The sequence below is a fragment of the Mesorhizobium sp. M1396 genome (genome assembly GCF_040317725.1).
Lineage (GTDB): Bacteria > Pseudomonadota > Alphaproteobacteria > Rhizobiales > Rhizobiaceae > Mesorhizobium.
Genome location: NZ_JAMYLA010000023.1, coordinates 47,982 through 72,113 on the forward strand (window position 1 = coordinate 47,982; position 24,132 = coordinate 72,113).

General features: G+C 58.3%; 20 protein-coding genes. 8 read left to right on the top strand and 12 right to left on the bottom strand.

Translation table 11 applies throughout. The features are described 5' to 3' along the window. Nucleotides 1-189: 189 nt before the first annotated feature. The 8 genes from NKH02_RS16840 to NKH02_RS16875 all read right to left on the bottom strand — a co-directional run bounded on the left by NKH02_RS16840 (nucleotide 190) and on the right by NKH02_RS16875 (nucleotide 8,875). Nucleotides 190-846, bottom strand: coding sequence for a hypothetical protein (locus tag NKH02_RS16840; RefSeq protein ID WP_352880152.1), 657 nt, complete (start codon nucleotides 844-846; stop codon nucleotides 190-192). Nucleotides 847-1,027: 181 nt separating this feature from the next. Beyond that, nucleotides 1,028-2,032, bottom strand: a complete 1,005-nt coding sequence (locus NKH02_RS16845) for a hypothetical protein (protein ID WP_352880153.1) — start codon at nucleotides 2,030-2,032, stop codon at nucleotides 1,028-1,030. A 14-nt stretch (nucleotides 2,033-2,046) separates the two neighbouring features. After that, nucleotides 2,047-2,745: a hypothetical protein gene (locus NKH02_RS16850; RefSeq protein ID WP_352880155.1), complete on the bottom strand. Its 699-nt coding sequence runs from the start codon at nucleotides 2,743-2,745 to the stop codon at nucleotides 2,047-2,049. Nucleotides 2,746-3,169: 424 nt separating this feature from the next. Then, complete coding sequence (locus tag NKH02_RS16855) at nucleotides 3,170-4,210, bottom strand: hypothetical protein (protein ID WP_352880157.1); 1,041 nt, start codon at nucleotides 4,208-4,210, stop codon at nucleotides 3,170-3,172. A 176-nt stretch (nucleotides 4,211-4,386) separates the two neighbouring features. Continuing rightward, the gene (locus tag NKH02_RS16860) at nucleotides 4,387-5,121 is read right to left on the bottom strand and encodes a TfuA-like protein (protein ID WP_352880159.1); all 735 of its coding nucleotides are present in this window, start codon (nucleotides 5,119-5,121) and stop codon (nucleotides 4,387-4,389) included. After that, nucleotides 5,118-6,401 carry a YcaO-like family protein gene (locus tag NKH02_RS16865; protein ID WP_352880161.1) on the bottom strand — a complete coding sequence of 428 codons (1,284 nt, stop codon included), beginning with the start codon at nucleotides 6,399-6,401 and terminating at the stop codon, nucleotides 5,118-5,120. Before NKH02_RS16865 ends, NKH02_RS16860 begins: the two co-directional genes overlap by 4 nt. A 12-nt stretch (nucleotides 6,402-6,413) precedes the next feature. Then, nucleotides 6,414-6,932 (bottom strand): hypothetical protein, encoded by a 519-nt coding sequence (locus tag NKH02_RS16870; RefSeq protein WP_352880163.1) that lies wholly within the window; start codon nucleotides 6,930-6,932, stop codon nucleotides 6,414-6,416. Nucleotides 6,933-6,940: 8 nt separating this feature from the next. Then, nucleotides 6,941-8,875 (bottom strand): AfsR/SARP family transcriptional regulator, encoded by a 1,935-nt coding sequence (locus NKH02_RS16875; protein ID WP_352880165.1) that lies wholly within the window; start codon nucleotides 8,873-8,875, stop codon nucleotides 6,941-6,943. 260 nt (nucleotides 8,876-9,135) lie between these two features. Between NKH02_RS16875 and NKH02_RS16880 the strand changes: the two genes are divergently transcribed. Continuing rightward, the gene (locus tag NKH02_RS16880; RefSeq protein WP_352880167.1) at nucleotides 9,136-9,819 is read left to right on the top strand and encodes a helix-turn-helix transcriptional regulator; all 684 of its coding nucleotides are present in this window, start codon (nucleotides 9,136-9,138) and stop codon (nucleotides 9,817-9,819) included. Between the two features lie 533 nt (nucleotides 9,820-10,352). On the opposite strand, the gene NKH02_RS16885 is transcribed toward NKH02_RS16880, so the two are convergent. The 4 genes from NKH02_RS16885 to NKH02_RS16900 all read right to left on the bottom strand — a co-directional run bounded on the left by NKH02_RS16885 (nucleotide 10,353) and on the right by NKH02_RS16900 (nucleotide 16,136). After that, entirely contained in the window at nucleotides 10,353-12,074 is a 1,722-nt protein-coding gene (locus NKH02_RS16885) for a hypothetical protein (RefSeq protein ID WP_352880169.1), read from the bottom strand. Between the two features lie 35 nt (nucleotides 12,075-12,109). After that, entirely contained in the window at nucleotides 12,110-12,976 is an 867-nt protein-coding gene (locus NKH02_RS16890; RefSeq protein WP_352880171.1) for a hypothetical protein, read from the bottom strand. Continuing rightward, complete coding sequence (locus NKH02_RS16895; RefSeq protein WP_352880173.1) at nucleotides 12,976-14,718, bottom strand: caspase family protein; 1,743 nt, start codon at nucleotides 14,716-14,718, stop codon at nucleotides 12,976-12,978. Before NKH02_RS16895 ends, NKH02_RS16890 begins: the two co-directional genes overlap by 1 nt. Before the next feature lie 245 nt (nucleotides 14,719-14,963). Next, on the bottom strand, nucleotides 14,964-16,136 hold the full coding sequence (locus NKH02_RS16900) for a hypothetical protein (protein WP_352880175.1): 1,173 nt from the start codon (nucleotides 16,134-16,136) through the stop codon (nucleotides 14,964-14,966). Between the two features lie 688 nt (nucleotides 16,137-16,824). On the opposite strand from NKH02_RS16900, the gene NKH02_RS16905 reads away from it, so the two are divergent. The 7 genes from NKH02_RS16905 (at nucleotide 16,825) to trbJ (ending at nucleotide 24,111) form a co-directional block, all read left to right on the top strand. Next, a complete protein-coding gene (locus NKH02_RS16905) occupies nucleotides 16,825-18,855 on the top strand; it encodes a conjugal transfer protein TraG (RefSeq protein ID WP_352880176.1) in 2,031 nt (676 codons plus the stop codon). A gap of 119 nt (nucleotides 18,856-18,974) precedes the next feature. Further along, nucleotides 18,975-19,388 carry a CopG family transcriptional regulator gene (locus NKH02_RS16910; RefSeq protein ID WP_352880178.1) on the top strand — a complete coding sequence of 138 codons (414 nt, stop codon included), beginning with the start codon at nucleotides 18,975-18,977 and terminating at the stop codon, nucleotides 19,386-19,388. Beyond that, entirely contained in the window at nucleotides 19,385-20,353 is a 969-nt protein-coding gene (gene trbB / locus NKH02_RS16915) for a P-type conjugative transfer ATPase TrbB (RefSeq protein ID WP_023776463.1), read from the top strand. Before NKH02_RS16910 ends, trbB begins: the two co-directional genes overlap by 4 nt. 11 nt (nucleotides 20,354-20,364) lie before the next feature. After that, nucleotides 20,365-20,673 (top strand): TrbC/VirB2 family type IV secretion system protein, encoded by a 309-nt coding sequence (locus NKH02_RS16920; protein ID WP_023669260.1) that lies wholly within the window; start codon nucleotides 20,365-20,367, stop codon nucleotides 20,671-20,673. After that, on the top strand, nucleotides 20,673-20,945 hold the full coding sequence (locus NKH02_RS16925; protein WP_023776464.1) for a VirB3 family type IV secretion system protein: 273 nt from the start codon (nucleotides 20,673-20,675) through the stop codon (nucleotides 20,943-20,945). Before NKH02_RS16920 ends, NKH02_RS16925 begins: the two co-directional genes overlap by 1 nt. Then, nucleotides 20,939-23,389, top strand: coding sequence for a conjugal transfer protein TrbE (trbE, locus tag NKH02_RS16930; RefSeq protein WP_023829585.1), 2,451 nt, complete (start codon nucleotides 20,939-20,941; stop codon nucleotides 23,387-23,389). The genes NKH02_RS16925 and trbE overlap by 7 nt, the downstream gene beginning before the upstream one ends. After that, nucleotides 23,386-24,111: a P-type conjugative transfer protein TrbJ gene (trbJ, locus tag NKH02_RS16935; protein ID WP_352596061.1), complete on the top strand. Its 726-nt coding sequence runs from the start codon at nucleotides 23,386-23,388 to the stop codon at nucleotides 24,109-24,111. Before trbE ends, trbJ begins: the two co-directional genes overlap by 4 nt. The last annotated feature ends 21 nt before the right edge of the window (nucleotides 24,112-24,132 follow it).

Consider the following 24,132-nt stretch of genomic DNA (forward strand, 5'->3'; position numbering starts at 1 on the left):
GTAGCCGCCTATACCATAGCGCGATCTCTCATTATACAGCTTGGCAAGGTCGGGATCGACGCCGACGAACCCGCCAACCAGGATGGTCAATGGATGGCTCCAGATCGAGAGGCTGCCTCCCAATCTGAAGTACCATTCGCTTGGCGAGTTACCTTCTTGGCGCAGGGCTGCGGGCCGCCGCAAGGCAGATCATATGGTGACCCTGTCAGTCACCACGACGCTCTTCACACCACTCCATTGCGTAGCGAGATCGCCTACTCTCACAGGCACTTGATCCCACAATCGAATGGTGCTGCCTTCATCAAAGCTTTCAGCATCCGAACTCGCATGAAAATGCTCTTTCAGAAAATCCCCGAATGTCTTTTCTTGCCAGAGGCTGCGTGCATAATCTGGATCGCCTATTTCTACGTGGCCGGTGATGACGTTGCTCCGCACCAGGACGTCGTAGAATGAGGCGATCTGAAGGAGCGTCAGCCGCCTTTCGGCGAGTTCCGCTTTCCTCCTCGCAACGATTGCCTGATTGTCGGTACTAACTGACAGCTTTAGAAGGATATCGTCCACAATGACTTCGAGTTGCATGCGACCTGTCGCGAGATTCGCATCTTGCCACGCATCTCGGATAGCCGTCAGTTTTTCCTGATAGTCCGTCGCGACCTTGTTCAGGGTAGCGGCGAAAACCAACGACGGAAATGGCAGCTGAGAAAGTACCGTAAATCGCAGCAAATGTCCGTTGGGCTCAGCTGGCCAGTCTGCATCAAAATCGAAGCTATTGATTGGAGCTGGAACGACGTTCTTCTTGGGCACTTGCGATGCTAGGTTGGCAAGCTCAGCCTCAGTCAAACTCAACTTGATCTCCCCTCTGAGCAAGAATTTTGTTCCAAGATCGCTTTCTGACAAAGCGCCATATATGAACCTTGGAATATAGAATAACTCGGACCGCGATTTATCTTCATAGGTCGTTATTAACCCGAGTGTTGTTTTGTATTGCTTAGCCGGTCTCATGGCCTTACCTCGCTCGTCGTTCTTTTCAACTTTTTGTCGATTTCACAAAGGGTTTACCCAAAAGCAGGCTGTGCGTGTCAGCGATATCGAGGTCGACCAAGAACGATTTGGCTTTGTCGAAGTTTACAAAGTAACTTTCGGGGATATCACGAACATACGCGGCCATGCCGAGTTCCTTCTCTTCGTAGTCGCTATACGTTCCTTCCCATTCTTCCGTTTTGTCTTCTTCTATCTTGCTATAGTTTAGGCTTACGCAGAGCGCCGATCCCGTGGGGTGATCCGGCAGCGGGTTCATTTCGAGACTCGGGACGAATAGGCGTGCCGCAATCTTCTCGGCGATACTCATGACCTTCTCACGCTCTGACGGAGAGCCGCCATCAATGACAATTTTGATCGTGCCATTCTGAATAAGCTTCTGGGTTTCGTACGATATATTCGCGCTGACGAACCAGTATTTGACTGAAACCTGCGCACGGAAATGCTCCTGGACCCGGTGCCAGTTGGCTGTGATCTTGAAGTGGAATGTTGTCCGCTTGGTCAGGACCTTGTAGGTAATAGCGCCTGCCCAGCCTACGCCGCCACTCTTCATCAATTCAGAGAAGGTCGGTTCGAGGGACTCATCAAGCGTGAACGAAGCCGCGAGGTCGGTGTAGAGGTTTCCCCCATTGAGCTGGCATTTTATCGAGCGATAGATGCCGTCCGTAATCGGAGAGAGCGATGGCGTCGACACGGAGGGGTTGACTGGCTGAAGTGCAACAGGACCGCCATACTGAGCTTCGAGCTCAGTCTTGACCCTAGCAAGCTCCATCGACGGATAGACTCCGCGAACGCCAAGATTGTATAGTGAGAAGCCGTCGTTCGGGTCATTTGGGTTCTTTTCGAAGAACGCGGCACCGAATGCCAGCTTGCCATCATTCCGCTTCGCCACTTCGGCGAATTGTGGTATATAATAGAACAACTTCATGTCATCAGAGTCTCTATACACCGTCATGTAGTTGGTTGTCTTGGCAACTTCATGGAAGAGTAGCATTGTCGTTCTCCTTTTTAGAGGCCTTGTGATGAAAGATTGATGTCTCCGATGTCCACCGGTACTGTAACGGTCTCGTAGTTTGTCGACCCATCTTTTTTCAGTATCTTGATTTTTATTTTTGCTAAAGCATCGAGCTTACCAGCAAGTGCTTTCTTTATTGTTGTGATGTTTCTCCTGGAAGAAGACTGTATAATTGTCATGATGCGAAAATTGTCATCGATCGATGACGCGGAGCTGGCCTGGAAGTGGAATTTCAATACTCTAAAATCGTTTGGGTCGCTGAGGAGCTCTATGTCGTATACAGACGATGGGTATAGCTCTACCTTGACACCCGAGCCGTCTGTCAGCTGGAACTCCTTGATGCAATTTTCGATCGCGCCTCGATCAATGCCGTGCAACAGGATGACGACGATATGATCCTGAGGTTCGCTCTCGAGCGATGCCCCGAGCAGGGCGCCGTTGCGGCCAGGAATGCGTATGAGCTTGGTTGGAATAGCAAAAAGCCGCGCGCCATCGGATGAGGCGAATATCGAACAGTCTGGCGCGTCATACACCGCCGTCTCTCTGAGAGCCGGAGGCTCGATCTCCTGGACGACAGGCGTTGAGCCGTCGGTGATGCGAAATACCTGATGTGCGCATGCAATTGACGGCATCGCCGCCACGCCCATTGACAACATCAGTCTTAACCAACGTGATGACATCTTGACCCTCATCGCCACAGCCCCGCGCCGCCAAAGTCGACAGACTCGCTGCCGAGCATCCGTGCTAGTTCGTGACCAACTTCTTCAGCGACGCGGTTGGCCCTCTAGCCAAGGGAGCCTCGGCCAGAGGGCGTGACGCGGCCGTGACATGAAAGTTTCTGGGGCTAGGTGGAAGATTTGGCCAAGAAGGCGCGACCCTGGTCAGGCGCGTTGTTTCAATACCGTTCCCGGAGGTTGGTAGCGCTACGACTGGAGCGTTCGAATTGCTAGACTAGGCGATCCCACCTGCCATCGGAATCACCAAGGCGGTCGTGCGTTCCGGATAGGCCGTCGCGACCATGCTGCGAGGGCGGGTAGGAAACGTGGCCCGGGCGTGACTTGCTATCCAAAGCTTGGTGTACCGATTGTTCGACCCGCTATACGAGACTTCTGCATTTCAGCTGGGTTGATTTGGATGATACCTACGCCCAAGCACGTTCGTTGCGCAGCGTATCGAGCCGGACGACTTCACATAGGCAAACCAGCCTGGCACCTGAACCACATCGAATCCGAGATCTTGCCAGATCCGGGCATTGGCATCGTCGGCGGCTTGGTAGCTCGGATCGGCGTCGGAAAATTGCGGCAGCCAGACCGTGTCGGGCCCGGTCTGCACGATGGTGTTGTTATACCAAAGCGTTCGTCCGGGATCAGCAAGATAGGGTGCCGGGTTCAGTCTAACGTCGAATCCGCATTCGCCGAGATAGGTGGCAAGCGCATCGAGACGGTCACTTTCCAGTATCTCTTCCTCGCCTGGCGCCGCCGACAATGCAGTTTTAGCCACCAGCAGCACATCCTTGTCGTTCGACTTACGGCCTGTCACCGATACGACCAAGTCGATATGAGCCCAATCCTGCACGAGCCCGTCCTCGAGGAAAAGACGCAGCACTTCGAGCAAGACCTGCATCAGGGGCAGGAATGGCAGCGGGAACCCGCCGGGCGGTAGCTGCGAGGCAGTTTTCAGCTGGCGTGCGGTGTCCAACCTGCGGCGAACCTGGTCCCTGAACCAGAGCGTCTTGTGTTTTATTCCGCTTGGCCGGTAGCCCACGGGGTAGAAACGCCGCCGATCGAGCTTGGCAAATCGGCCCAGCGCGGTGGCGTAGTTGCATTGGTGGCCCACCAACTCGCATGTCGTCCTTACCGCTCTGTTGCCAGCAAGGCGAAAATCCTGGCCCACCAGACTGTCGCCGCCATCAAGAAAGATCTCATCGAGATCGATGACCGCCGTGCCATTGCTGGCAGCCAGCCAGTCGGCTTGGTCGCCACCCAGCTTTCCGATGCTGGGTTTGAGATATTCAGTGACGCCGTTCTGCGTGGCGCAGAGAAAGGCGTCGCGAATCCAGGCGCCGCCGAGACTGACCTTGTTTCCGGGCACTGGAATGATGTTATACGGGCAGGTAAGCCCAAGGGCCGACAACCATGTCTGGACCATGGCCTGCATCGTCACGTCGACGAGAATTGAAAGTGTGATGTCGCGGGGAAACGAACGCAGCAGCGCTTCATAAGCTGCTTTCTTGGCGGCGTGCTCGTGGGTGAACAGATAGGCTTCAATCTGGACGGCAAGCTGCGTGATCTGTCCCGCACAGTCGTTGAAGAACTCGCCTGTTCTCGACCTCACTAGCATTGAGCTGGATCCTTCAATGGCGTCTGACGTTGCAGCTGATCAAAGAAAGCGGTTCGACTGAATTCGAATGTATGTAGATCCATGTGAACTAGCGGCTCCGAGGAACTGATAGCCGCTATCATCTCGCTGGCATCCCGCTGTTTCTGGCTGAGACCGAAACTGCGCCTGGCATGCAGCAATTCGGCGCGCCGGGTTTCATCGAAATCCGCCGCGTCCAGAACGGCATTCCACGTTCGTTGCTTGAAGTGTATGTGCCGGGCAGCAGCCAGCAGGGCTTTGGCTTCGTCGGCTCCCAACCAGTCCTCGGCCGCGAGTCGGGCGATTACCGGTTCGATGTCGACAAGCGCCTCGGTGAGCGGTACATAACCGAGCTCCGCCGGTGCATGCGCCAGTGCCACGTCGGCATCGCAAATCCTTTCGCCGGACCTGTACTGCTCGAATATAGCGCCGATGCCTTCCATGCCGAAGGCTTGGCACTCGGCGGCGCGCAGTGCGCCGATGCTGGCGGCGCCCATCACCCGTACCCCCGACGCCAGCGCGAACAGCATTTCCTTGTGCCAGACCGAGCGCTCGCTTTCAAAAACACCGTCGATCAGCCCAATCGCGTCGGCGCCGGCCACCACCGCACGCAATACGTCGCCGCAGCCGGCGGGCGGGCGCATCTCGCAAGCGGCAAGCAAAGCATTGTCCAGGCCGTGGATGCTTGGGCCGGCAAAAACGATCTTCATGCCAGCACCCTGGTGCCGGCGAGCATGGTTTCGAGCGTGTTTGCACTGAGCCGCACGACACCGTTTCCAGCAGCCGATTGCAGGCCCGAGACAATGATCCGGACCACTCTTATGCTAGGTTCCACGGCGCCGAGGGGGATCAGCAATACGTCGGCTCCGTCATGACCCGGAAGGATGGACAGCAGGCGCCGCAGTCCTGCCTCGCCGAAGGCGGTCGAGTCATCAGCATGGCGATCGATCTCATCGAGCCAGACAGGGGTGCTGGCCAGATCGCCGAGCGGCAGGCCGCCCTGGCGGTAGTTTTCGGGCTCGAGGTCGTCGCGCGATCCGGCAAGTTGGGTCAGGCGCGATTGCACGGCCTCAAGCAATGCATCAAGCGCTGCCTGCTCGGGTATCAGACGGCAGGCGAAGCCGGCGAAACTGCGCATGCCGAGGTTTTCGTGCACGCCGAGAGGCGACGTCACGAAGGCGGCGATCGTGGCGATCTCAACGCCACCACGAAGTTCTGCGAAGAAGCACCGCAAGCTGGCGCGCTCCACTTTCGCCACGGCTTCGTCGAGCATGGGATGCCGGCCGGGCCGGATGAGGACCGGCCGGGCGAGCGTTGTTCGCAGACCGAGAATGTCCACCAACGCGGTGGCGTCGTTCTCGATCGCTTCTTGCAGGCCATGCAGCGCGGCGTCGGCCAGCGAGACGCCGGCCGCAAGCCCGACCGTCGACATTCTGTAAGCCGCATTGTCCCACCCGGCTCCGGTTCGAAAATCCAGCCCGGCAAGTTCGAACGGGGCGTGGACATCCCGTCCGTCGCGCAGCGATACGCCTCGCACCCAGCATCGCTGGCGCGAGTGATCTCGATCGTCCGGAAAACAGCGCAAGGTCGTGGCCGGGTTCAGGCATTCGAGGCCGCGCGACACCATCTCGCGGCGGCTGGCGCTTTCGACGACCAGGCTTTCGTGACGTTCCGCGACAGCTTGTTCGAGAGCTTCCATGATCGCGCCGCGGCGCGCGTCGGCGACGCAAAGGCTCTTGCCCTGGGACACCGACAAGGTCCGCGAATTTGGCCGGCATGCGAAGAAGACCGGAATGCCGATCGTGTCCAGCCCGGTCAGGTCGCCGACGCGTGTAATGCCGAAACTGCGCAGTGCTGGTCCTAGCGAAGCCAGCAGCGCACCCGCTGTCGGCGGTTCCGAGGGCGAACCGTGCTCGCCGGCAGGCGATCGCAATCGCCGGCCAAGCGCACGCGCCTCCTCTGCCAGATCATCGAGACTGCAGGCCGACATGGCTATGTCAGGTCATTTGGATCTGGTTGCCTTTTTTGAACTCCCGGCAACCTTCTTTGCCGTTCCCGTCTTTGAGGGCTTGCCGGTTGCCGGTTTGTCGCCCGGACCCATCAATATCGACTTCGGCAGGTTGCCTTGCGTGAATGCGTCGAGGTCGGTGATGACGGGTTCGATCGGGAAGAAACCGCTTCTCTTGGTAGTCCAGTCCGACTTATCGACCTCGGAGATGAAGCAGAACTCCGCGTCCGTTACGGTCGCGCCCCGGCCGATCAATTCGGCGAAAGCCGTCAAGACCATGTCGCCGTTCTTCGGCCCACCTGGCGGATCGGTTTCGAGGATAAGTCCCTTGATTGCCGCCGCAACCTGCCCGAACACGGTGTCGAATGTCAGCGTATGGCGGTCCGCATACTCCTGGATCTTGTCGCGCCCCACCAACGCGGCGCGCAGTGGATCGAGCGTCAGGACAAGTACGCCCGTTTCCTTATCGCCGATTACATAAATTCTGTGATAAGTCGTTTTGGCCATTTCCATCTCCCCTGTTAAATCGCTCCCGCGAGCCGAAGTCCCTCTATGTGCATCGCGCGGTGTGTCGGCGAACGATCCGGCGAAACCCGCTTGCTTTTTTCTATTGCCATCCCCTTGGGAAACAGCTCCTTCAGGCGCCGGCCATAAGATCGCGCTTGCTCCATCTGCCCAAGCTGAGCGTGACAGGCAGCCAGCATCGAAAGGACAGGCTCGTCATCGGCAAGCTTGCCGCACAGGTCGATGGTCTTCTCGAACGACTGCTGGTGGAATGCGATACTAGCGCCGGCCCACCAATAATGATCAGGCGGCAGCGGGTTAAGGTCGATCGCTTGCTCGAACTTGGCCCAGCCCTGGTCTGGATAGTCCATATGCGACAGGGCGTCGGCATACTGGACCAGGAGGTCGGCCGAGTTCGGGCACAGCGTTTCGGCGTCCGCGAATTTTGCCTCGCATTCGCCGAAGTCGCGCTGGTAGAGCGCGACAGTGCCTTTCATCCAATGGCCTATGGGGTCGTTTGGATCGAGCGCCAGCGCGATCTCCGATTGCTCGCGCGCGATGTTCAAGAGATCTGGATCCTGTCCCCCGAGCTGGATCCACTCGAGGTAGAGCGTCTGGGCGATGCGTGCCCTTGGCGGCGCAAAGCCTGGATTGGTCTCTACCGACTGCTTGAACGCCTTACGAGCCTTGCGCAATTTGGGAAGGTCGCAATTCGTCAGCCATTTCTGGCCCTCAAGATAGTGCAGGTATGCGCTGCCGTCACAGTTGGCGCGAAGCGTCGCAAGCCGGTCACGTTCGATCGCCGAACCCACACTTCCCGCGATTCGCCGCGAAAGCAGGCTGAAGCATTTTAGCAAAGCGGCCGAATCGATCGGGAACTCCCCTGCCCAGACAAGTTCGCCTGCAGCGCTTTTCGTCATACGCAACGCAAGCACGGCGGCACCATTGTCGGGCTTGACGAAACCACTGATATTATAATCTGCCCGCAGAACAGAATTGTCGACAGGAGTGCCGGACAGATGGTCGACCTTGAATGAACTATGCGGTGCCAAAACCAGGAAGCTCCGATGCCGACCAAGTTCGTTTGCAACGTCCTCGACCAGAAATCTCAACAGATGATTTTGTGCTGCCTGGTCGGCATACAAGGGCGCAAGAAAGGCGACCCGCGGGCGTTCGTCCGCCAGGCTGGTCGCAACTACCGCAGGGCCATATTGCACGCGGGACGCGAAGACGCGGCGGGTGACAGCTGCTGTTTCGGGCGACGGTCCGGATCCATATTCGCGCTTGAGCATAAGACAGAGTGTGTCATGGATACGTCGCGCCTGGTCAAACATCCCATTTCGACCGTAGGCCTCTATGAGCGCGCGGTAACTCTGCTCCCGCTCAGGTTCAAGGGCCAACATTCTCTCGGCTATTAGTGTGAGGCTCTTCTCCGGTGCCCGGCCATATTTTGTAAGCTCGATAAGGCCTGCCTGGGCCATGAGGAAGAACCGCTCACGGAGAGCCCTACGTTCGATTGCCAACCAATGCGAGAATTGATCAGTTGTGTCATCCACCCCCTCAAGCAGGTCGCCTCGGACCAATCGCATGGCATCGACGCATGCCGTTGGATCTTCATTGCCGGCGCTGGCCATGAGACGGCAAACATCGATCTCGTCGCGCTCTTGTCCAAGCGCCACCGAATAGGCGTCGACCTCCAGAAGCCCTCTCTCAGCAGGGATGGCTTTCTTAATCCGGGCAATAAGTTGCCTTAGGTTTGAAAGCGCCGTCCCTTCGGAATCGCTCGCCCACAGAAGATCCGCAATCTCCCTGCGTGATACCCTTCCGGAGGCGGATAGACTGAGGATGGCAATAAGTTGAAAAGCTTTACTTGGAAAAAACGCTCCGGCGGGCTGTCCAGCGATCGCTGGAGTGCCCACTATGAGAACTGACGGCTCCCCTACTGTCGCCATTTTTCAGTTTCTTAGCCTCGGAATAAAACATGATCTGAATGTTTTCGCGGTTCAAGTAATTTTTACGTCCGAGCCGCAAGCTCATTCAAGCTGGTCAAATTAATGACATTAGCGCTACAAGTTGCGACTACCAAATGGTAGTGCCGTCACGCCAAGTCACGTCGGTGTCACGCATCGTACCAATCTTTAACTCGACCGAGGAATGAACCGCTGCGCGATCGCCGTACGAAGAGCCGGCGCTGTCCTAACAGATTCTACTGATGGCCGACCTGATGCGTGGATCGATCATTGAATTGTACAGAGAGGGAGGCACCAAGACCGTGGGCAACGAAATACTGCCCCTCCTGTGTCCGGACTGGCGGACGGCGACCCTGGTGATCGACGCGGAAGATGCTACGGTAGCATTTGCAAACTCGCCTTGCATCGACATGCTGAGACGGAAGAGACCGGCGCGCCTTGTCCGGGGGTGTCTTGCATTTAATGCGCCGGATCTCGACCGGCGGTTTCATGTCGAACTATCGCGGCTGCTCTCGACGGGGAGGGAAAGCGCCTTTCTGTTCGAGCGCGACATGGTGTCTGATGCCTGGCTCTCGGTCTCCATTCGAAATGGGCAAGGCTTCTTTCGCGACGCGATCCACAGCGGGCTAGGCGCAGCTTACGGCCCTAGCTTGATGGTCGTCGAACTCGCCACCGCGCAGGAGGATCTCGATAGAGCAGCCTTTACCTCGTTCGCCAAAACAGTCTTCTTGTCGAAGGCGGAAGCGGAACTGGTGCACTCAGTCGCTACAGGAAACTCGTTGCAAAAAGCCGCTCAGATCCGAGGTGTCGCGATCTCAACCATCCGGCAGCGCATGAAGGCCATCCTTCAGAAGACTGGATGTCGAAACCAATCCGAGTTGATTCATCTGGTCTTGTCGCTCTGCCCGAGGCGTTTGAACCAATAGACCTAAGATAGTGCGCTTGATCTAATGATGTCCCCCACTTTGAAAAGCGGTGCCCATTTGCGACATTTGGGGCTCACTATTCATTTTCAGCGTAGCACGCAGACCTAGTTGACGATCCGTGTGCTCGACTACCGGGCATCTCGTCAAGACGAATTTCAGTCCGCACTGAAGATGTCATAGACACGCCGCTGTTGCCTCCGCCACCATGCAGCGCATGTCAATTTCCCCTCAACTGAGTTCACGCAAGGTTTGCTCAGGGAAAGTGGGTCGTGTGAGTAGTAGTGCCCAGCCGGACATCTAGTCTAGCAAAGCAGCTGAGCTTTCACTATTCAGCAGCCTCTGCGTGAGGCTTATCAGTTCGACCCACCTATGTCAGTTCTCTGGTGATCACTCCAGTGCTCCCGAAGCGGGCCGTCTTAAGGAAGGATCACATCGGCAATTCACAATGGAACTCTATGCGTTCAAATGAATCGCTCCTTTGAAAAAATCAATAGTGTTGTGGCACGTGGCGGCAGTGGCCGCGCTTCTCGTAGTTAAAGGTCGGTGACCAAAAGATCGCCGATCACCTTTAGGGTAGCAAGACCTGTCCGCTGCTCGACGAATTCGGCCCTTTCAAGCATTTCCATGAGATCGATTCCGTTTTCGGACGCGATCTCCTCCAGTTCTGACTTTTGCGTAGTGACCGAGCCGGCCGAACCGGCCACGGCGAGCGCGTGGATGAAATCTTCATCTCCGTCACAAAGCGACCGCAGCCCTCCCACCATTAATTTCGTCACGGCAGATTCGCGCTTTTCAGCAGGAAAATTGAAAGTCGAGGTCACCGAGTACAACTGATCGACACCCGCTGGAACGGTCGTCAGGGCTTGTGCCCGGACAAAATTGATGACGCTTTCGGCTATGGCCGAATTGAGCGTTTCCTCCTGCTCGCCGAGAATTCGGAGCTCTTCGGATCTGCTCCCAAACAGTTCTGTAAAGTGCTTTTGCCGCGCTTCGCTAATCGGACCTTCGAAATGTACATGCACGACCTGACCGCCGCGGACGATTGCACTTGCCCGCGAGTGCTCGGACGGAATCAGGTATATTTCAACGGACCCGGGTCCATCACCGGCGTCGACACCGTCCACCGCTTGCACTGCATATATTGGATACTCCTGGGGACCAGTTCCCTCCAACGGGTAGATGAGAACACGGCCGTGAGTGTTTACCACTACATGGAGATCAAGAGAGCCGAGGCAGAGCAGTTCCCGCTTCTGCATGCGGGAGAAATCCCGGCGATGCATTGAACGGTCACCATCATCCGAGCGCTGCGGATCGCCTAGTTCTGCAAGCAGTCCGTCCAAGCGTACCATACCAAGGCGTCGGAGCGCATCGTCGCTATTGATGCCGCCGTGCGAGGGGAAGGCGACGCTCCCCAATGCATGGCGGCGGTAACCCGTCTGACCGTCGTCTTCCAAGTATTTCCGAAGCGCGGCTTCCCAGTCGAGACTGAAGAGCTGGCTCATTCTCTCAAGGAGATACTGCGCAATCGCGTTGACCGCATTATGCTCTGTTTTTGCCGGGTCGAGAATTTTGGCGATCATTCCATAATCATCATAGAAGTACGACCTTACGAACATGCTGAACAATTCCGGATCCCATGCCAGATCGGACATCCTCTTCGCCCTTGCCCAAAGGGCTTTTAATGTCATGTAGCCAGCAAGGTGTCCGCCAGAAGAGGATTGGAATTTTGCGTTCAGAACGGCTTCGCGCCGTCTGAAGACCTCTTCATCGGTGCGTGCCCGGCAAAGCAGCGAGAAAAGAAAGAAGCCAGGACCATGCTTTTCAAGCACGTCCGCGGATTTTAGTTCGTGGTCGCGGCCTCCAAAAATGAAGAATGCCGATGTCATCGGCGTTGTGAGGACATTCGATTCCCCGGGTATACTGTCAAGCTCGCTGAAGTACGCTAGGCCTTCGGAGAGTGGTCGCAGGACCTCCATGGTCCCTTCCTGTCGCAGCACGTCGTCGAGAAGGTCCCATTCATCCGGGTCTGTATGATTTGCCCTTAGTAGCTCCGAACGACGATAAGCGCGCATCCGCAGAAGTGCCAACGTCGCGCCAACTGGGGAAAGAAAACACGCGTGATGAGTGCTCTCATGCAGAAAGGTTGGCAGAAGTCGCTCGGGAAATTCCAGCTTCATGAAGTCGACAAGAGTCTGTCGCAGATCTACCTGTGAGAACACGGCTGTATTCGTGATCGGATCGACGTAACTCGCCATCTCTTCCGCCTCGCGAGTGGTTCTCGTCGAAGTGATTACTGACCAAAACCATCGACGATCATTTTTGCGACATGGGGGTCATCCAGATATCCCATGATGCCATGTCGGTTTTCCGTCCAGTTGTCCACCTCGCCATTGTTCTCAATGGCGGGATCAACGTTGAAGTTGCCAGCGTCGAGAGGATACAACGAAACCACGTCACGCGTGTCATAAGCGTTGTACCAGCCTCTCTTGCCTGCCGCATTTACAAGCGGGGCCAGAGACGACCGGATCGCACGGATTCCGAGGGGCGATCCAACGGTAACGAACAGCGGTACCTTCGCTGCGTGCGAACGCAATACATTATAGGCCACAACGCTTCCGAGGGAGTGTCCCACGACGACTGTTGTATCGTCGGTCAATTCCTTCGCAACGATTGCATCGATCTGCGTCTGAACGGCCTTTCGTCGAGAGTAAAGAAAGACGTCGCGGAGTAACAATTCAATGGTCCCCTCGGATACCGCGGCCAGGTTCCGGTCGAGAAGACGGATGATTGCCTGAACCCATGCCCAGTTCTGGACTCCCTTCTCTGTCGGCAGCTGCTCACCCACTTCTGCTCGGATCTCTGCGTCAGATATGTTGGCGCGCTTGCGCATTTCTTCGGCAACTTCAGCGCGGAACGCCGCGTAGTCATCAAACACCGGGCTCCCTTTTGGCACCACGGCAGGATCCGCGGGGAGCTCGAAGTCGGCAACGAACTTGTCAAGTCGGTCGCCATAGAACGGGAATACGACTTCGACATTTGACGGAAGTTTCAGACCTGCACGACGAAGGCCTTTCCCAAGCGCCTCGAGCCAGACCCCTTTCAATGTTTCGGGGTTCTTTCCACCTTGGCTACGGCCGTGCACAAACAGCAATCTCACTAAAGTTCCCCTTTCTTGATTGCTTCGATGATCTCAGCAGCCGACCCTTCTTTGAAAGTCGTCCACAACGAGGGTTCGAGATCGTCCTGCGCGCGATCGAGTGTACCCTGAAGCACCACTCCCCTCGATCTGAGCAGGTTCCAACCTTGCGTAAGCATGGGACAGAAAGGAACGATCGTTTGACCGGACTCGTCAGCGAGCGCTAGGTGCTTTGCGAGAAGGGCGACGTCATAGACGAGGACCTCCAGGTCAGACTGCATGTAGTCAAGTACGGACGCAATCGACTCTCGAAGGTCTGCCTGCAAATAGGCGTACGAGGCATAAAGACCCAACGATGGGTCTATACCTTTTTCAACACGCGCTTTTTCGGCAAAGGCGACTGCTTCGTTCTTATCTGAGAGGCGGAACACGCCGCTCCTTGCAGCGGCGGTACTGACTGCGCGCAGTTTCTCGATCTCCACGCGACGATCTGCATACGAACTCCAGCGAAAGCTGTTTTCCGACGGAACGTAGTTGACACTGATCACTGCATTTTTCTTGACAGTCACGTGAGCGATGTACCCGAACAACGCGGCCAAAACGGTTGCCCGACCGTTTCCGAAGCGGATCCCGACGCTGCTCGCGCGTCCGTTCAAGTTGACGCGGATCACGGCAGGTTCACCCGCGCCTCCGTCGGTCAGAATCTCGACGGTCGCACCGAGCGTTGCGGCGACATCGACGACGGTATCGCCCCTGACTGTAAACCCTGTCTGCGTCTCGAAATGCCGCACATCCGTGACCACAGCTGCGTCGTCTATTTTGCGGTCGAATCCAGACTGTCTGGCAAGTTGCTGGACCCGCGTCAGGCGCCGTTTCGAGATGGTGATCTCGCTACCGAGTTCCATCGAAACTGCGACGGCGGCGACCTCTTGCAATGTGGCTGACGGCTGTTGAGCCGGACCAAGTTCAGGGAAGGCGCCGACAGGCGGTCTCTTTGCTCTGGCGATATAGGCATCGTTGTCCGACAGCACCTCCGCATCAACGTCCTGAGCATAGGTCGGGTTGATCTTGGCAAGAACTTCTGGCACCCGACGCTGCAGCATCGGGCCGAGCTTGCGATTGGTCACGACGAAGGTGGGCGCGCCATTGTAGATAACTTCGTCAATTGACTCGGGATCAGGCTCACGAAACGCCTGTAGAAGGCAGTGGGTAAACACGCTCGTTCGTGTGCCCTCAGGCGCCAGCTTCGTCTCGTACGCCGGCTGCCCGATCGCTGCTGCCATGAACTTGTCCACTTTGCTGCGCGACGTGGAAAAATTCTCGTTTGGAAAGACTATGCTGCCGCGCACCCGCGTCGCGCTTTTCGTCTGTGGTATCGTGCGGCATGCATCCGAAATCAGGACAACGTTCGGGATTCCACAATCCTTGGCAAATTCAGCGGTTTCCATCCAGCTGATCGCTTCGTTTGCATCCTTCGGGGCATTCGAAAGGAGCCAAAGTTCCGTTTCATTCTTCCAGTAGCCGTGTCCGGAGAAGAATAGAACCAGCTGATGATAGATCTGTGCCGACACGAAGGTCGAGACTGCCTGCATGACCATGGCGGCCGTGACCACCTTGTCGTTGGCGTCCGTGAGTTCGATCGTGTCAAACCCTTCCTCACGAAGCCATCTGGCAACTGCTTCCGCGCCGGCGGCGCAACCCTCCAGTACGGTCAGCTCGCCCGTGCGATCCACGCCAATGACAACGGCCGCCCTCTTATCCAATATGTCCCCCTCGACAGAAATTCGTGCAAATGCAACCAGTAATGCCGCTGCGGCTTGCAGGCTTCCTTGCAAGTCTACATAAAACTGCGATGCGAGATAGTGGCTGCCATTGAATGGTAGTGAATGATCTGAAAACCTCTCTCCCAGGAGAACCAAAGAGCAGTCCGTATGTCACGTTTGTCGAGGATCTTGACGCGGTGTCTGGATGCGCTTGCGCAGACGTGAGAGCGACCAAGCTGGCGACCTCACCTCGTGCGAAGGATACCTCGATCCACAAGATTGGGCGTTCTTATCTGCTTCTTGAACGCCGAATAGAGTGGATCCGGTAGACCTTCGCATGCCCGCCATACGAGTTTGGCAATACCAAAATTTGTTGCGTCAAAAGCAACTTCACGCCGCAAAGGCGCGGTCATCTCGGTAACCAGGTCAATTAATGTCCAGCTTTCCCCTTGTTGAAGAATTTCAAGTGCCATCGGGATAAAGCGATAGTAATCGGGACAGCCGCTTCTATCGCAGTCGATTGCAAGCTCTCTAAGCTTCCGCGCGCGCGCCTCGTCTCTTGCAAGGGCTGAAGCCTGAAACCCTGGCGTAAACATCGTATCGGCCAAATTGCGAAACAGCGTTGAAAAGGACTCCGCAGCCGACAGAAGATGTCCCGAATTCCCTGTGCCAATGCAGCGTTGGAAGGTACTTCTTAAGTTGTCGAGGCGTTCACCAGCCGGTGGGTGGGTTTTGGACAAAAACGGCTCGGACGTTTCGAATTCCTCGTAGCGCTCCCATTCGCGATGCAAGAGAAGAGCGAACTCCCAACCGGCATACGCCATTGCAAGACGGTGCCCGTCATGTGGCTCACCCAGTTGCCCCAATGCGAGAAAAAGAGCGAGCCGATCTGCAACAAACTCCTCGCGCCAAGTTATAGAACAGTTTTCCAACCCCATTCTGAGCTGGGCCATGAGTTCAGGAGCCTCTGTCGGAAACCGGGCGATCAGCCCATGGGCAATCTCATGACATATGAGGAAGACTCCTGCCTCGGTTGCAATCCACCCTCCAAACAGGGCTTGGTCACCGCTAATCTCATAGTTTTGGTGTACGGTCGAATTGCCGGCCACCGAGTACCAGAAGAACGCCCGATGCATACGCTCGACGGACTCCTCGAACAGGGACCCTTCGCCTGCATCTATTGGCACCGTGCCGTCGCTGGAAAAGGCATAGCTCCGTGCCGCAAGGATACGCGAGATCCTGTAGATAAATGGAGGTAACCCGGCACTAATGCGGATAGCGAAGGGTCGTTTGGTGCAATCAACCTCGGCGAAGCGCGCACCGTCAGCGGCAATTTCCAGTGCAAACTGCTTTTCAATTGAAAACCCTAGGCAGTTCTCGGCCCGACGGCGAGCTTCCTTCCAGGCGCGCTTGACCATTTGACGCGCAAGCTTGCGAGGATCAAGGGGAGTGGCTCTATTTCGTACCTTCTCCAGACCGGCGGCCAAGATTTCTTTTGGATCGGCGTGCTGACGCTGTTGGCGTCGATGCCGACGTTGGGTGGACGCTCGCGTCATTCTATACGGGGCTTTCGTGTGAACCTGGCGATACCGCAAAAGTGAACCGCGCGCCGGTGCTGCAAGGCAGACGCTCACTCTTAACTCTCCGGTCATTATGCAATCGTCTGGTGGCAGACGTCTGCATCGAATTTACGACAATGAGGTTGGGAGGCATGGTGTCTTACCTGAGGGGCTGTTCTGTTCACTTTGGTTTCGCATCGGCACTATGACACCTAATATTTCGCTGCACCCGTTTTGTGTGGCAGCTTTGGGAGTGGTGCCACGCGGCATCTGGCAGGGTTGAACGGCAGGTTAGGGCCGACAATGACGGTGCGCGCTGCTCGCATAAATGTCCGCTTTGTAGGATCGGCCGCTGGAACTCGCCTGTCTGCTTGCGGCCTCATACAAGTCATTCGCTCGTGCCTTCGCGATGACATTTCTTGGCGCCCCCAATCTTCCAAGCCTGCAACGTTCACTGCATCGCACGGGCGCGTATATTGGGTATCTTCAATATTCTGAAACGTCACGCCATCCTGCTTCCGTTTAACAAAACTCGGAGGCTGCGCCCATGACACCGACGAAGCTCCTTGTCGGTCAGATAGTCATTGTGTTCGCCATCGTCATTCTCGGCGTATGGACAGCGACTCAATGGTGCGCCCAAACTTTAGATTATCAGCCGCAACTCGGACCCCCATGGTTTGTCGCAGCCGGATGGCCGATCTACAAGCCGTGGCAACTGTTCGAGTGGTGGTTCCATTTCGACGCATACGCGCCCGAGGTCTTCGACACGGCCGGGATGCTTGCGGCCACCACAGGCTTCATGGGCTGCGCGGCCGCCATCGCTGGCTCCCTCTGGCGTGCGCGGCAGCGCGGCCTAGTCACCACTTATGGCTCGTCGCGATGGGCCGTGTCTTGGGAGATCGAGAAGGCAGGGCTGTTTCGGCCAGCCGGTGTTTTCCTTGGCAAGCTGAAGGACCGCTATCTTCGCCATGACGGGCCGGAGCACGTAATGGCCTTTGCTCCCACGCGCTCGGGCAAGGGTGTTGGACTGGTTGTTCCGACGCTTCTTTCCTGGACCGGCTCGGCCGTCATTCACGACATCAAAGGCGAGAACTGGCAGCTGACCGCCGGCTGGCGGTCGAAGTTCTCGTACTGTTTTTTGTTCAATCCGACCGATCCGAGGTCAGCACGCTACAATCCGCTACTTGAGGTGCGCAAAGAAGTGAACGAGGTCCGCGATGTCCAGAACATCGCTGATGTCTTGGTGGATCCGGAAGGTGCGCTCGAGCGGCGCAATCATTGGGAGAAGACCAGTCACTCACTCTTGGTCGGCGCCATCTTGCACGTGCTCTATGCCGAAGAGGAAAAGACGCTCGCCCGCGTCGCCACCTTCCTGTCGGATCCGCAACGCTCCTTTGCCGCGACGCTGCAGCGGATGATGACGACCAATCACCTCGGCACGGCGGACAAGCCCCAGGTCCATCCGGTCGTGGCCTCCGCAGCGCGCGAGGTGCTGAACAAGTCGGAAAATGAGCGTTCTGGCGTGCTCTCGACCGCGATGTCGTTTCTCGGGCTCTATCGTGATCCGACAGTGGCCGGGGCAACATCGACCTGCGACTGGCGCATTGCGGACCTGATGGATGCCGAGCGGCCGATGTCGCTCTATCTGGTCGTGCCGCCGTCGGACATCTCGCGCACCAAGCCGCTGGTGAGACTGGTGCTCAATCAAATCGGCCGCAGGCTGACTGAGCGCCTGGAGGGTGACCCGAAGAAGAGCCGCAGGCATCAACTCCTCATGATGCTCGACGAATTCCCGGCGCTCGGACGCCTCGATTTCTTCGAGACCGCGCTTGCCTTCATGGCAGGCTACGGCATCCGCGCCTATCTGATCGCTCAATCCTTGAACCAGATCTCCAAGGCCTATGGCGAGAACAACGCCATTCTCGACAATTGCCATGTGCGGATTTCCTTTTCTTCCAATGACGAGCGCACGGCCAAACGCATCTCGGACGCGCTCGGTACAGCGACGGAACTCAGATCCATGCGCAACTATGCCGGCCATCGGCTGGCACCCTGGCTTTCGCACGTCATGGTGAGCCGCCAGGAAACTGCGCGACCGCTGTTGACACCAGGCGAGGTGATGCAATTGCCGCCTTCGGACGAGCTGGTGCTGATATCAGGATTGCCGCCGATCCGTGCGAACAAGCTCCGCTACTACGAGGACCAGAATTTCACCGAACGGGTGCTGCCGGCGCCGGTGTTGCGCGACGGTCTGTACGTGGACTGTCCTGCGTCGCGCCCCGACGATTGGAGCGGACTAGTCCGCAGTGTTGACCGCCGTCTCGCTGCAGATGACGAAAACGCCGGCGAGGCAATCGAAGAAGAGGGCGGCGTGCAACAGCAGCGTCATCCAGGCCTGCCTGAAGAACACGTCGTCGTCTCTCAGGAGCCTGATCAAGACGACCTCTTCAATCTGGCGGACGATGACGCCGAGGCACTCGCAGACAAGCGCGTCATGGACCGGGTTTCCGCCGCAGCCAGCGCCTACGGTATCAACGAGGGAAGGGGCGACGACAAGGACATCATCCCCGGCTTCTAAGCGCTTTCGCAGCTCAGGCGTAGCTCAGCGTAGATAACGCCCATAAGCGATTTTGCGGATCTCGACGATGTTCGTTGCCGCCGCCGGCGCATCAGCGCCGGCCAGTCGGAACGAGCCCCATGAAGCCGCATCGCATTCGCCACCAGTTTCTGCTCGAACCCGCGTTAAGCGCGAAGCTGGAAACCCTCAGTCGCAACCCGTCGACCACAAAATCGGCGATCGTCGCGAAAGCGGTCGAGGCCTTCATCGAGCGGCGTGGCGAGAACGAACTCGACAATCGTTATGGCAGGCGGCTCGACCGTCTTTCCCGCGATCTCGACCATGTCAGGCGCGACGCCGAAATAACTCTGGAGAGCCTGGCGCTCTTAATCCGCTTTTCAATCACGCTTCATGCGCACACGCCAATTCCGGATCGGGCGACACAGGCGATCGCCCAAGAGCGCTTTGACAAATTCGTCGAGCAGGTCGGTCGCCAGATAGCCTCCGGGAAGCGCTCGCTTGGTTACGGCAATGGCAACGGAGGCGAAGGATGAACTCTCATCCCGCAGCGGACCACCGCCGCCGAGCCATGCTGCGCACAGCCATGGGCGCCGCGATCACCGAGGCCCTTGCCGATCCGACCGTCATCGAGGTGATGGTCAACCCCGACGGCGCGCTGAGGCTCGACCAGTTGGGAGAAGGCCGGGTCGATACAGGCGTGCATATGCATCCTGCCGAGGCGGAACGCATCATCCGGCTCGTCGCCTCCCATGTACGCGCCGAGGCGCATGCAGATAGTCCGATTGTCAGTGCCGAATTGCCATCAGGCGAGCGCTTCGAGGGTCTGCTACCGCCGGTCGTGCTGGCGCCATGCTTCGCCATCCGCAAACCGGCGGCAAAACTCTACACGCTGGCCAACTACGTCGCCGATCGCGTCATGCTCCCGCTGCAGGCTGATGCCCTGAGGAAGGCAGTGCGCGAGCGGCGCAACATCCTGGTCGCCGGCGGCACATCGTCGGGCAAAACGACACTTACCAATGCTCTACTGGCAGAAGTCGCCGAATGCGATGAGCGGGTGATCCTGATTGAGGACACCCGCGAGCTGCAATGCGCGGCCAAGGACTGCGTTGCCATGAGGACGAGGCGGGGCTCCATCACACTCGCCGATCTCGTACGCTCGACCTTACGGCTGAGGCCCGACCGCATCATCGTCGGCGAAGTCAGAGGCGCGGAAGCGCTCGATATGCTGAAGGCATGGAACACCGGACATCCCGGCGGCATTGCCACGGTTCACGCCAATTCGGCACGCTCCGCACTCTATCGTATTGAGCAGCTCGCCCAGGAAGCCGTTGTCACCGTTCCCCGCCGGCTGATCGCCGATGCCGTCGACTTGGTCATCTTTATTGCCGGAAGAGGACCCGCGCGCCGCGTTGACGCGATCGCCGAGGTCACGGGTCTCGACGGCAGCGGCGATTACGCCGTCACCCCGCTCACACTTCCGCAACTCCAGCAGCTCTGAAAGGTCACCTCATGCGCAAGAAGCTTCGCTTTCTTTCGTTCGCCGCCGTCGCGCTTCTTCTCACGGCCCAGGCCCACGCTGCCGGCTCCGGCATGCCGTGGGAACAGCCGCTGCAGCAGATTCTGGAATCGGTGCAGGGGCCGGTCGCCAAGATCCTCGCGGTGATCATCATCATCACCACCGGTCTGACCCTTGCCTTCGGCGACACGGCGGGCGGTTTCCGCCGGCTGATCCAGATCGTCTTCGGCCTGTCGATCGCCTTCGCGGCCTCGAGCTTCTTTCTTTCCTTCTTCTCCTTTGGCGGCGGGGCAGTCGTCTGATGAGCACCGGAGAGCAGCATATCGAAGGCTTCGAGGTTCTGGTCCATCGGGCGCTCACCGAGCCGATCCTGCTCGGCGGCGCGCCGCGGGCGGTGGCGATCCTCAATGGCACGGTGGCCGCGGCCATCGGCCTAGGCCTGCAGCAGTGGATTGCGGGTGTGATCCTCTGGATCGCCGGCCACACGCTCGCGGTCTTTGCCGCACGGCGTGATCCGGATTTTGCCAGCGTGCTTGTCCGTCATCTTCGTCAAAAGGGCTGGCTTGCATGCTGAAGCTTTCCGAATACCGCGGCAAAGCCGACCGGCTTGCCGACCATCTGCCCTGGGCAGCACTCGTCGCGCCCGGCATCGTGCTCAACAAGGATGGCAGCTTCCAACGGACATTGCGGTTTCGTGGCCCCGACCTTGAAAGCGCGACGGAGGCCGAACTCATCGGCATATGCGCGCGGGCAAACAATGCGCTGAGAAGGCTCGGCTCTGGCTGGGCATTATTCTTCGAGGCCGAGCGCATCGAAGCGCTGGGCTATGCGAGCTCGGCCCTTCCCGATGCTGCCTCATGGCTGATCGATGAGGAACGGCGCGCGGCCTTCGAGGGCAAGGTCGCGCATTTCGAGAGCATCTATCATCTGACCTTGGTCTTCATGCCTGGGCCCGATGGCCAAGCGCGCGCGGAAAGTGCTCTCGTCGACTCGCATGACTTGGGAGGGGAAAGAGACTGGCGCCAGGAGCTTGCCCGGTTCCGAGACGAGACTGACCGCGTTCTCGATCTTCTTTCGGGCTTCGTGCCCGAGGTGCGCGCGCTCGACGATGCCGAGAGCCTGACGTACCTGCACGGCACGATCTCGACACGCCGTCATCCGGTTGCCGTGCCGGAAACGCCAATGTATCTCGACGGCGTCCTGGTTGACGCGCCGCTGACCGGCGGCCTAGAGCCGATGCTGGGCGAGCAGCATCTGCGCACGCTCACAGTTCTCGGCTTTCCGAACGTCACCCGGCCAGGAATCCTTGATGCGCTCAATAACCAGGATTTCGCCTATCGCTGGGTGACGCGCTTCATTCCACTCGACAAGGCGGAAGCCACGAAGACGCTGACTCGGCTCCGCCGGCAGTGGTTTGCCAAGCGCAAATCGATCGCGGCTATTCTGCGCGAGGTGGTGACCAACGAACCGGTGCCTCTCGTCGACAGTGACGCCGACAACAAGGCGCTCGATGCCGATGCAGCACTGCAGGCATTGGGCGGCGATCATGTCGGCTTCGGCTATCTCACCACAACGGTGACGGTGTGGGATCAGAACCGTAAAGCCGCCGCGGAAAAGCTTCGCGCCGTCGAGCGGATCGTCAACGGGCTCGGCTTCACCACCATTCGCGAAAGCATCAATGCCGTCGAAGCGTGGCTTGGTTCATTGCCGGGTCATGTCTACGCCAACGTTCGCCAGCCGCTCGTTCACACGCTTAACCTTGCCCATCTCGTGCCGCTGTCGTCCGTGTGGGCAGGTCCAGCGGAGAACGAGCACCTTGCCGAGGTCACCGGCGATTACGCTCCGCCGCTTCTTTTCGCCGAAACCAGCGGCTCGACGCCGTTTCGGCTTTCGACCCATATCGGCGATGTCGGCCACATGCTGGTTGTCGGGCCGACCGGTGCCGGCAAGTCGGTTCTGCTTGCCCTGATCGCTTTGCAGTTCCGGCGCTACGCTGGCGCGCAAATCTATGTCTTCGACAAAGGCAATTCGGCCCGCGCCGCCGCGCTTGCCATGGGCGGCGACCACCATGCGTTGGGTGCGAATGGTGCGCTTGGTTTCCAGCCGCTGCGCCACATCGACGACCCGGCCACACAGAGCTGGGCTGCCGAATGGATCGCCGGCCTCATTGCCCACGAGAATGTCACAGTCACCCCGGAGGTGAAGGAGGCAATCTGGTCGGCGCTCACCAGCCTCGCCACCGCGCCGGCGCAGGAACGCACGCTGACTGGCCTGTCGGTCCTGCTTCAGTCCAATGCGCTCAAATCGGCATTGATGCCCTACACGCTCGACGGACCATTCGGCCGCCTGCTCGATGCCGATGACGACCGGCTGGCCATCTCGGATGTGCAGTGTTTCGAGACCCAGGAGCTGATGCACAGCCAAGGCGCTGTGCTGCCTGTGCTCACCTATCTGTTCCATCGTCTTGAGGACCGGTTTGACGGGCGGCCGACGCTGCTCATGCTCGACGAGGCCTGGGTCTATCTCGACAACCCGCTCTTTGCCGCCCGCATCCGCGAATGGCTTAAGGTGCTGCGTAAGAAAAACGTCTCCGTCATCTTCGCGACGCAGTCGCTTGCCGACATCGCCGGCTCTTCTATCGCACCCGCAATCATCGAGAGCTGCCCGCAGCGCATTTTTCTCCCCAATGATCGTGCGGTGGAGCCGCAGGCACGGGCAGCCTATGAGCGCTTCGGTCTTAATGAGCGACAGATCGAATTGGTCGCCCGCGCCACGCCGAAGCGCCACTACTATCTGCAGTCGCGCCGCGGCAATCGCCTCTTCGAGCTCGGGCTAGGCCCGATCGCTCTTGCGCTTTGCGGCGCCTCCGACCCGGCCGCGCAGACCCTGATCGACAATATTCTTTCCGAAGAGGGGCAGGGCAGCTTTGCCGCCCGTTTCTTCAGTGCGCGCGGCCTGGATTGGGCTGCCGAGCTTCTCCAGCAATTTCCTCAACCTAACAAGGAGCAATCGTCATGATCGGACGCCGCCTTTTTACTAGCCTGGTCACCGTTTCCCTGATTGCCAAACCGATGGCTGACTACGTCCAGCCGGCCTATGCGCTCATCGTGTTTGACCCGTCCAACTATACGCAGAATGTGCTGTCGGCAGCACGCGCATTGGAGCAGATCAACAACCAAATCCAGTCGCTTCAGAACCAGGCGACCATGCTGCAGAACATGGCGCGCAACCTTCAGCGCCTGGATTTCTCTTCCGTGGGCCAGCTTACCGGCTCGCTCCAACGGATTGACGGTCTGATGACCCAGGCGAGCGGCCTGAGCTTCGATCTCGACAAGCTGCAGGACCAGTGGCGCCAGCAATATCCGGAAAGCTACGACGCCACCATCAAGGTCAGCGATGTGGCGGGCGCCGCGCGCGAGCGCTGGCAGAGCGCCATGCAGGCGTTCCGCCAGACCATGAGCGCGCAATCGCAGATCGTCGAGAACGTGCAGGCCGATGGCGACCTGCTTACCGATCTCGTCAATCGCAGCCAGGGCGCGGCAGGTGCCCTCGAGGCAAGCCAGGCTACCAATCAGCTGATCGCGCTTTCGACCAAGCAGCAGATGCAGATCCAGACGCTGCTTGCGACCCAGTTCCGGGCCGAGGCCGAGGATGCGGCGCGCAAGGCGCAGTCTGAGGAAGCCGCTCGCGAGACGACGAAGCGTTTCCTGGGCACCGGCACGGCTTATCCCGGCAACTGAGCGGCAGTTCTTCAAGACAAC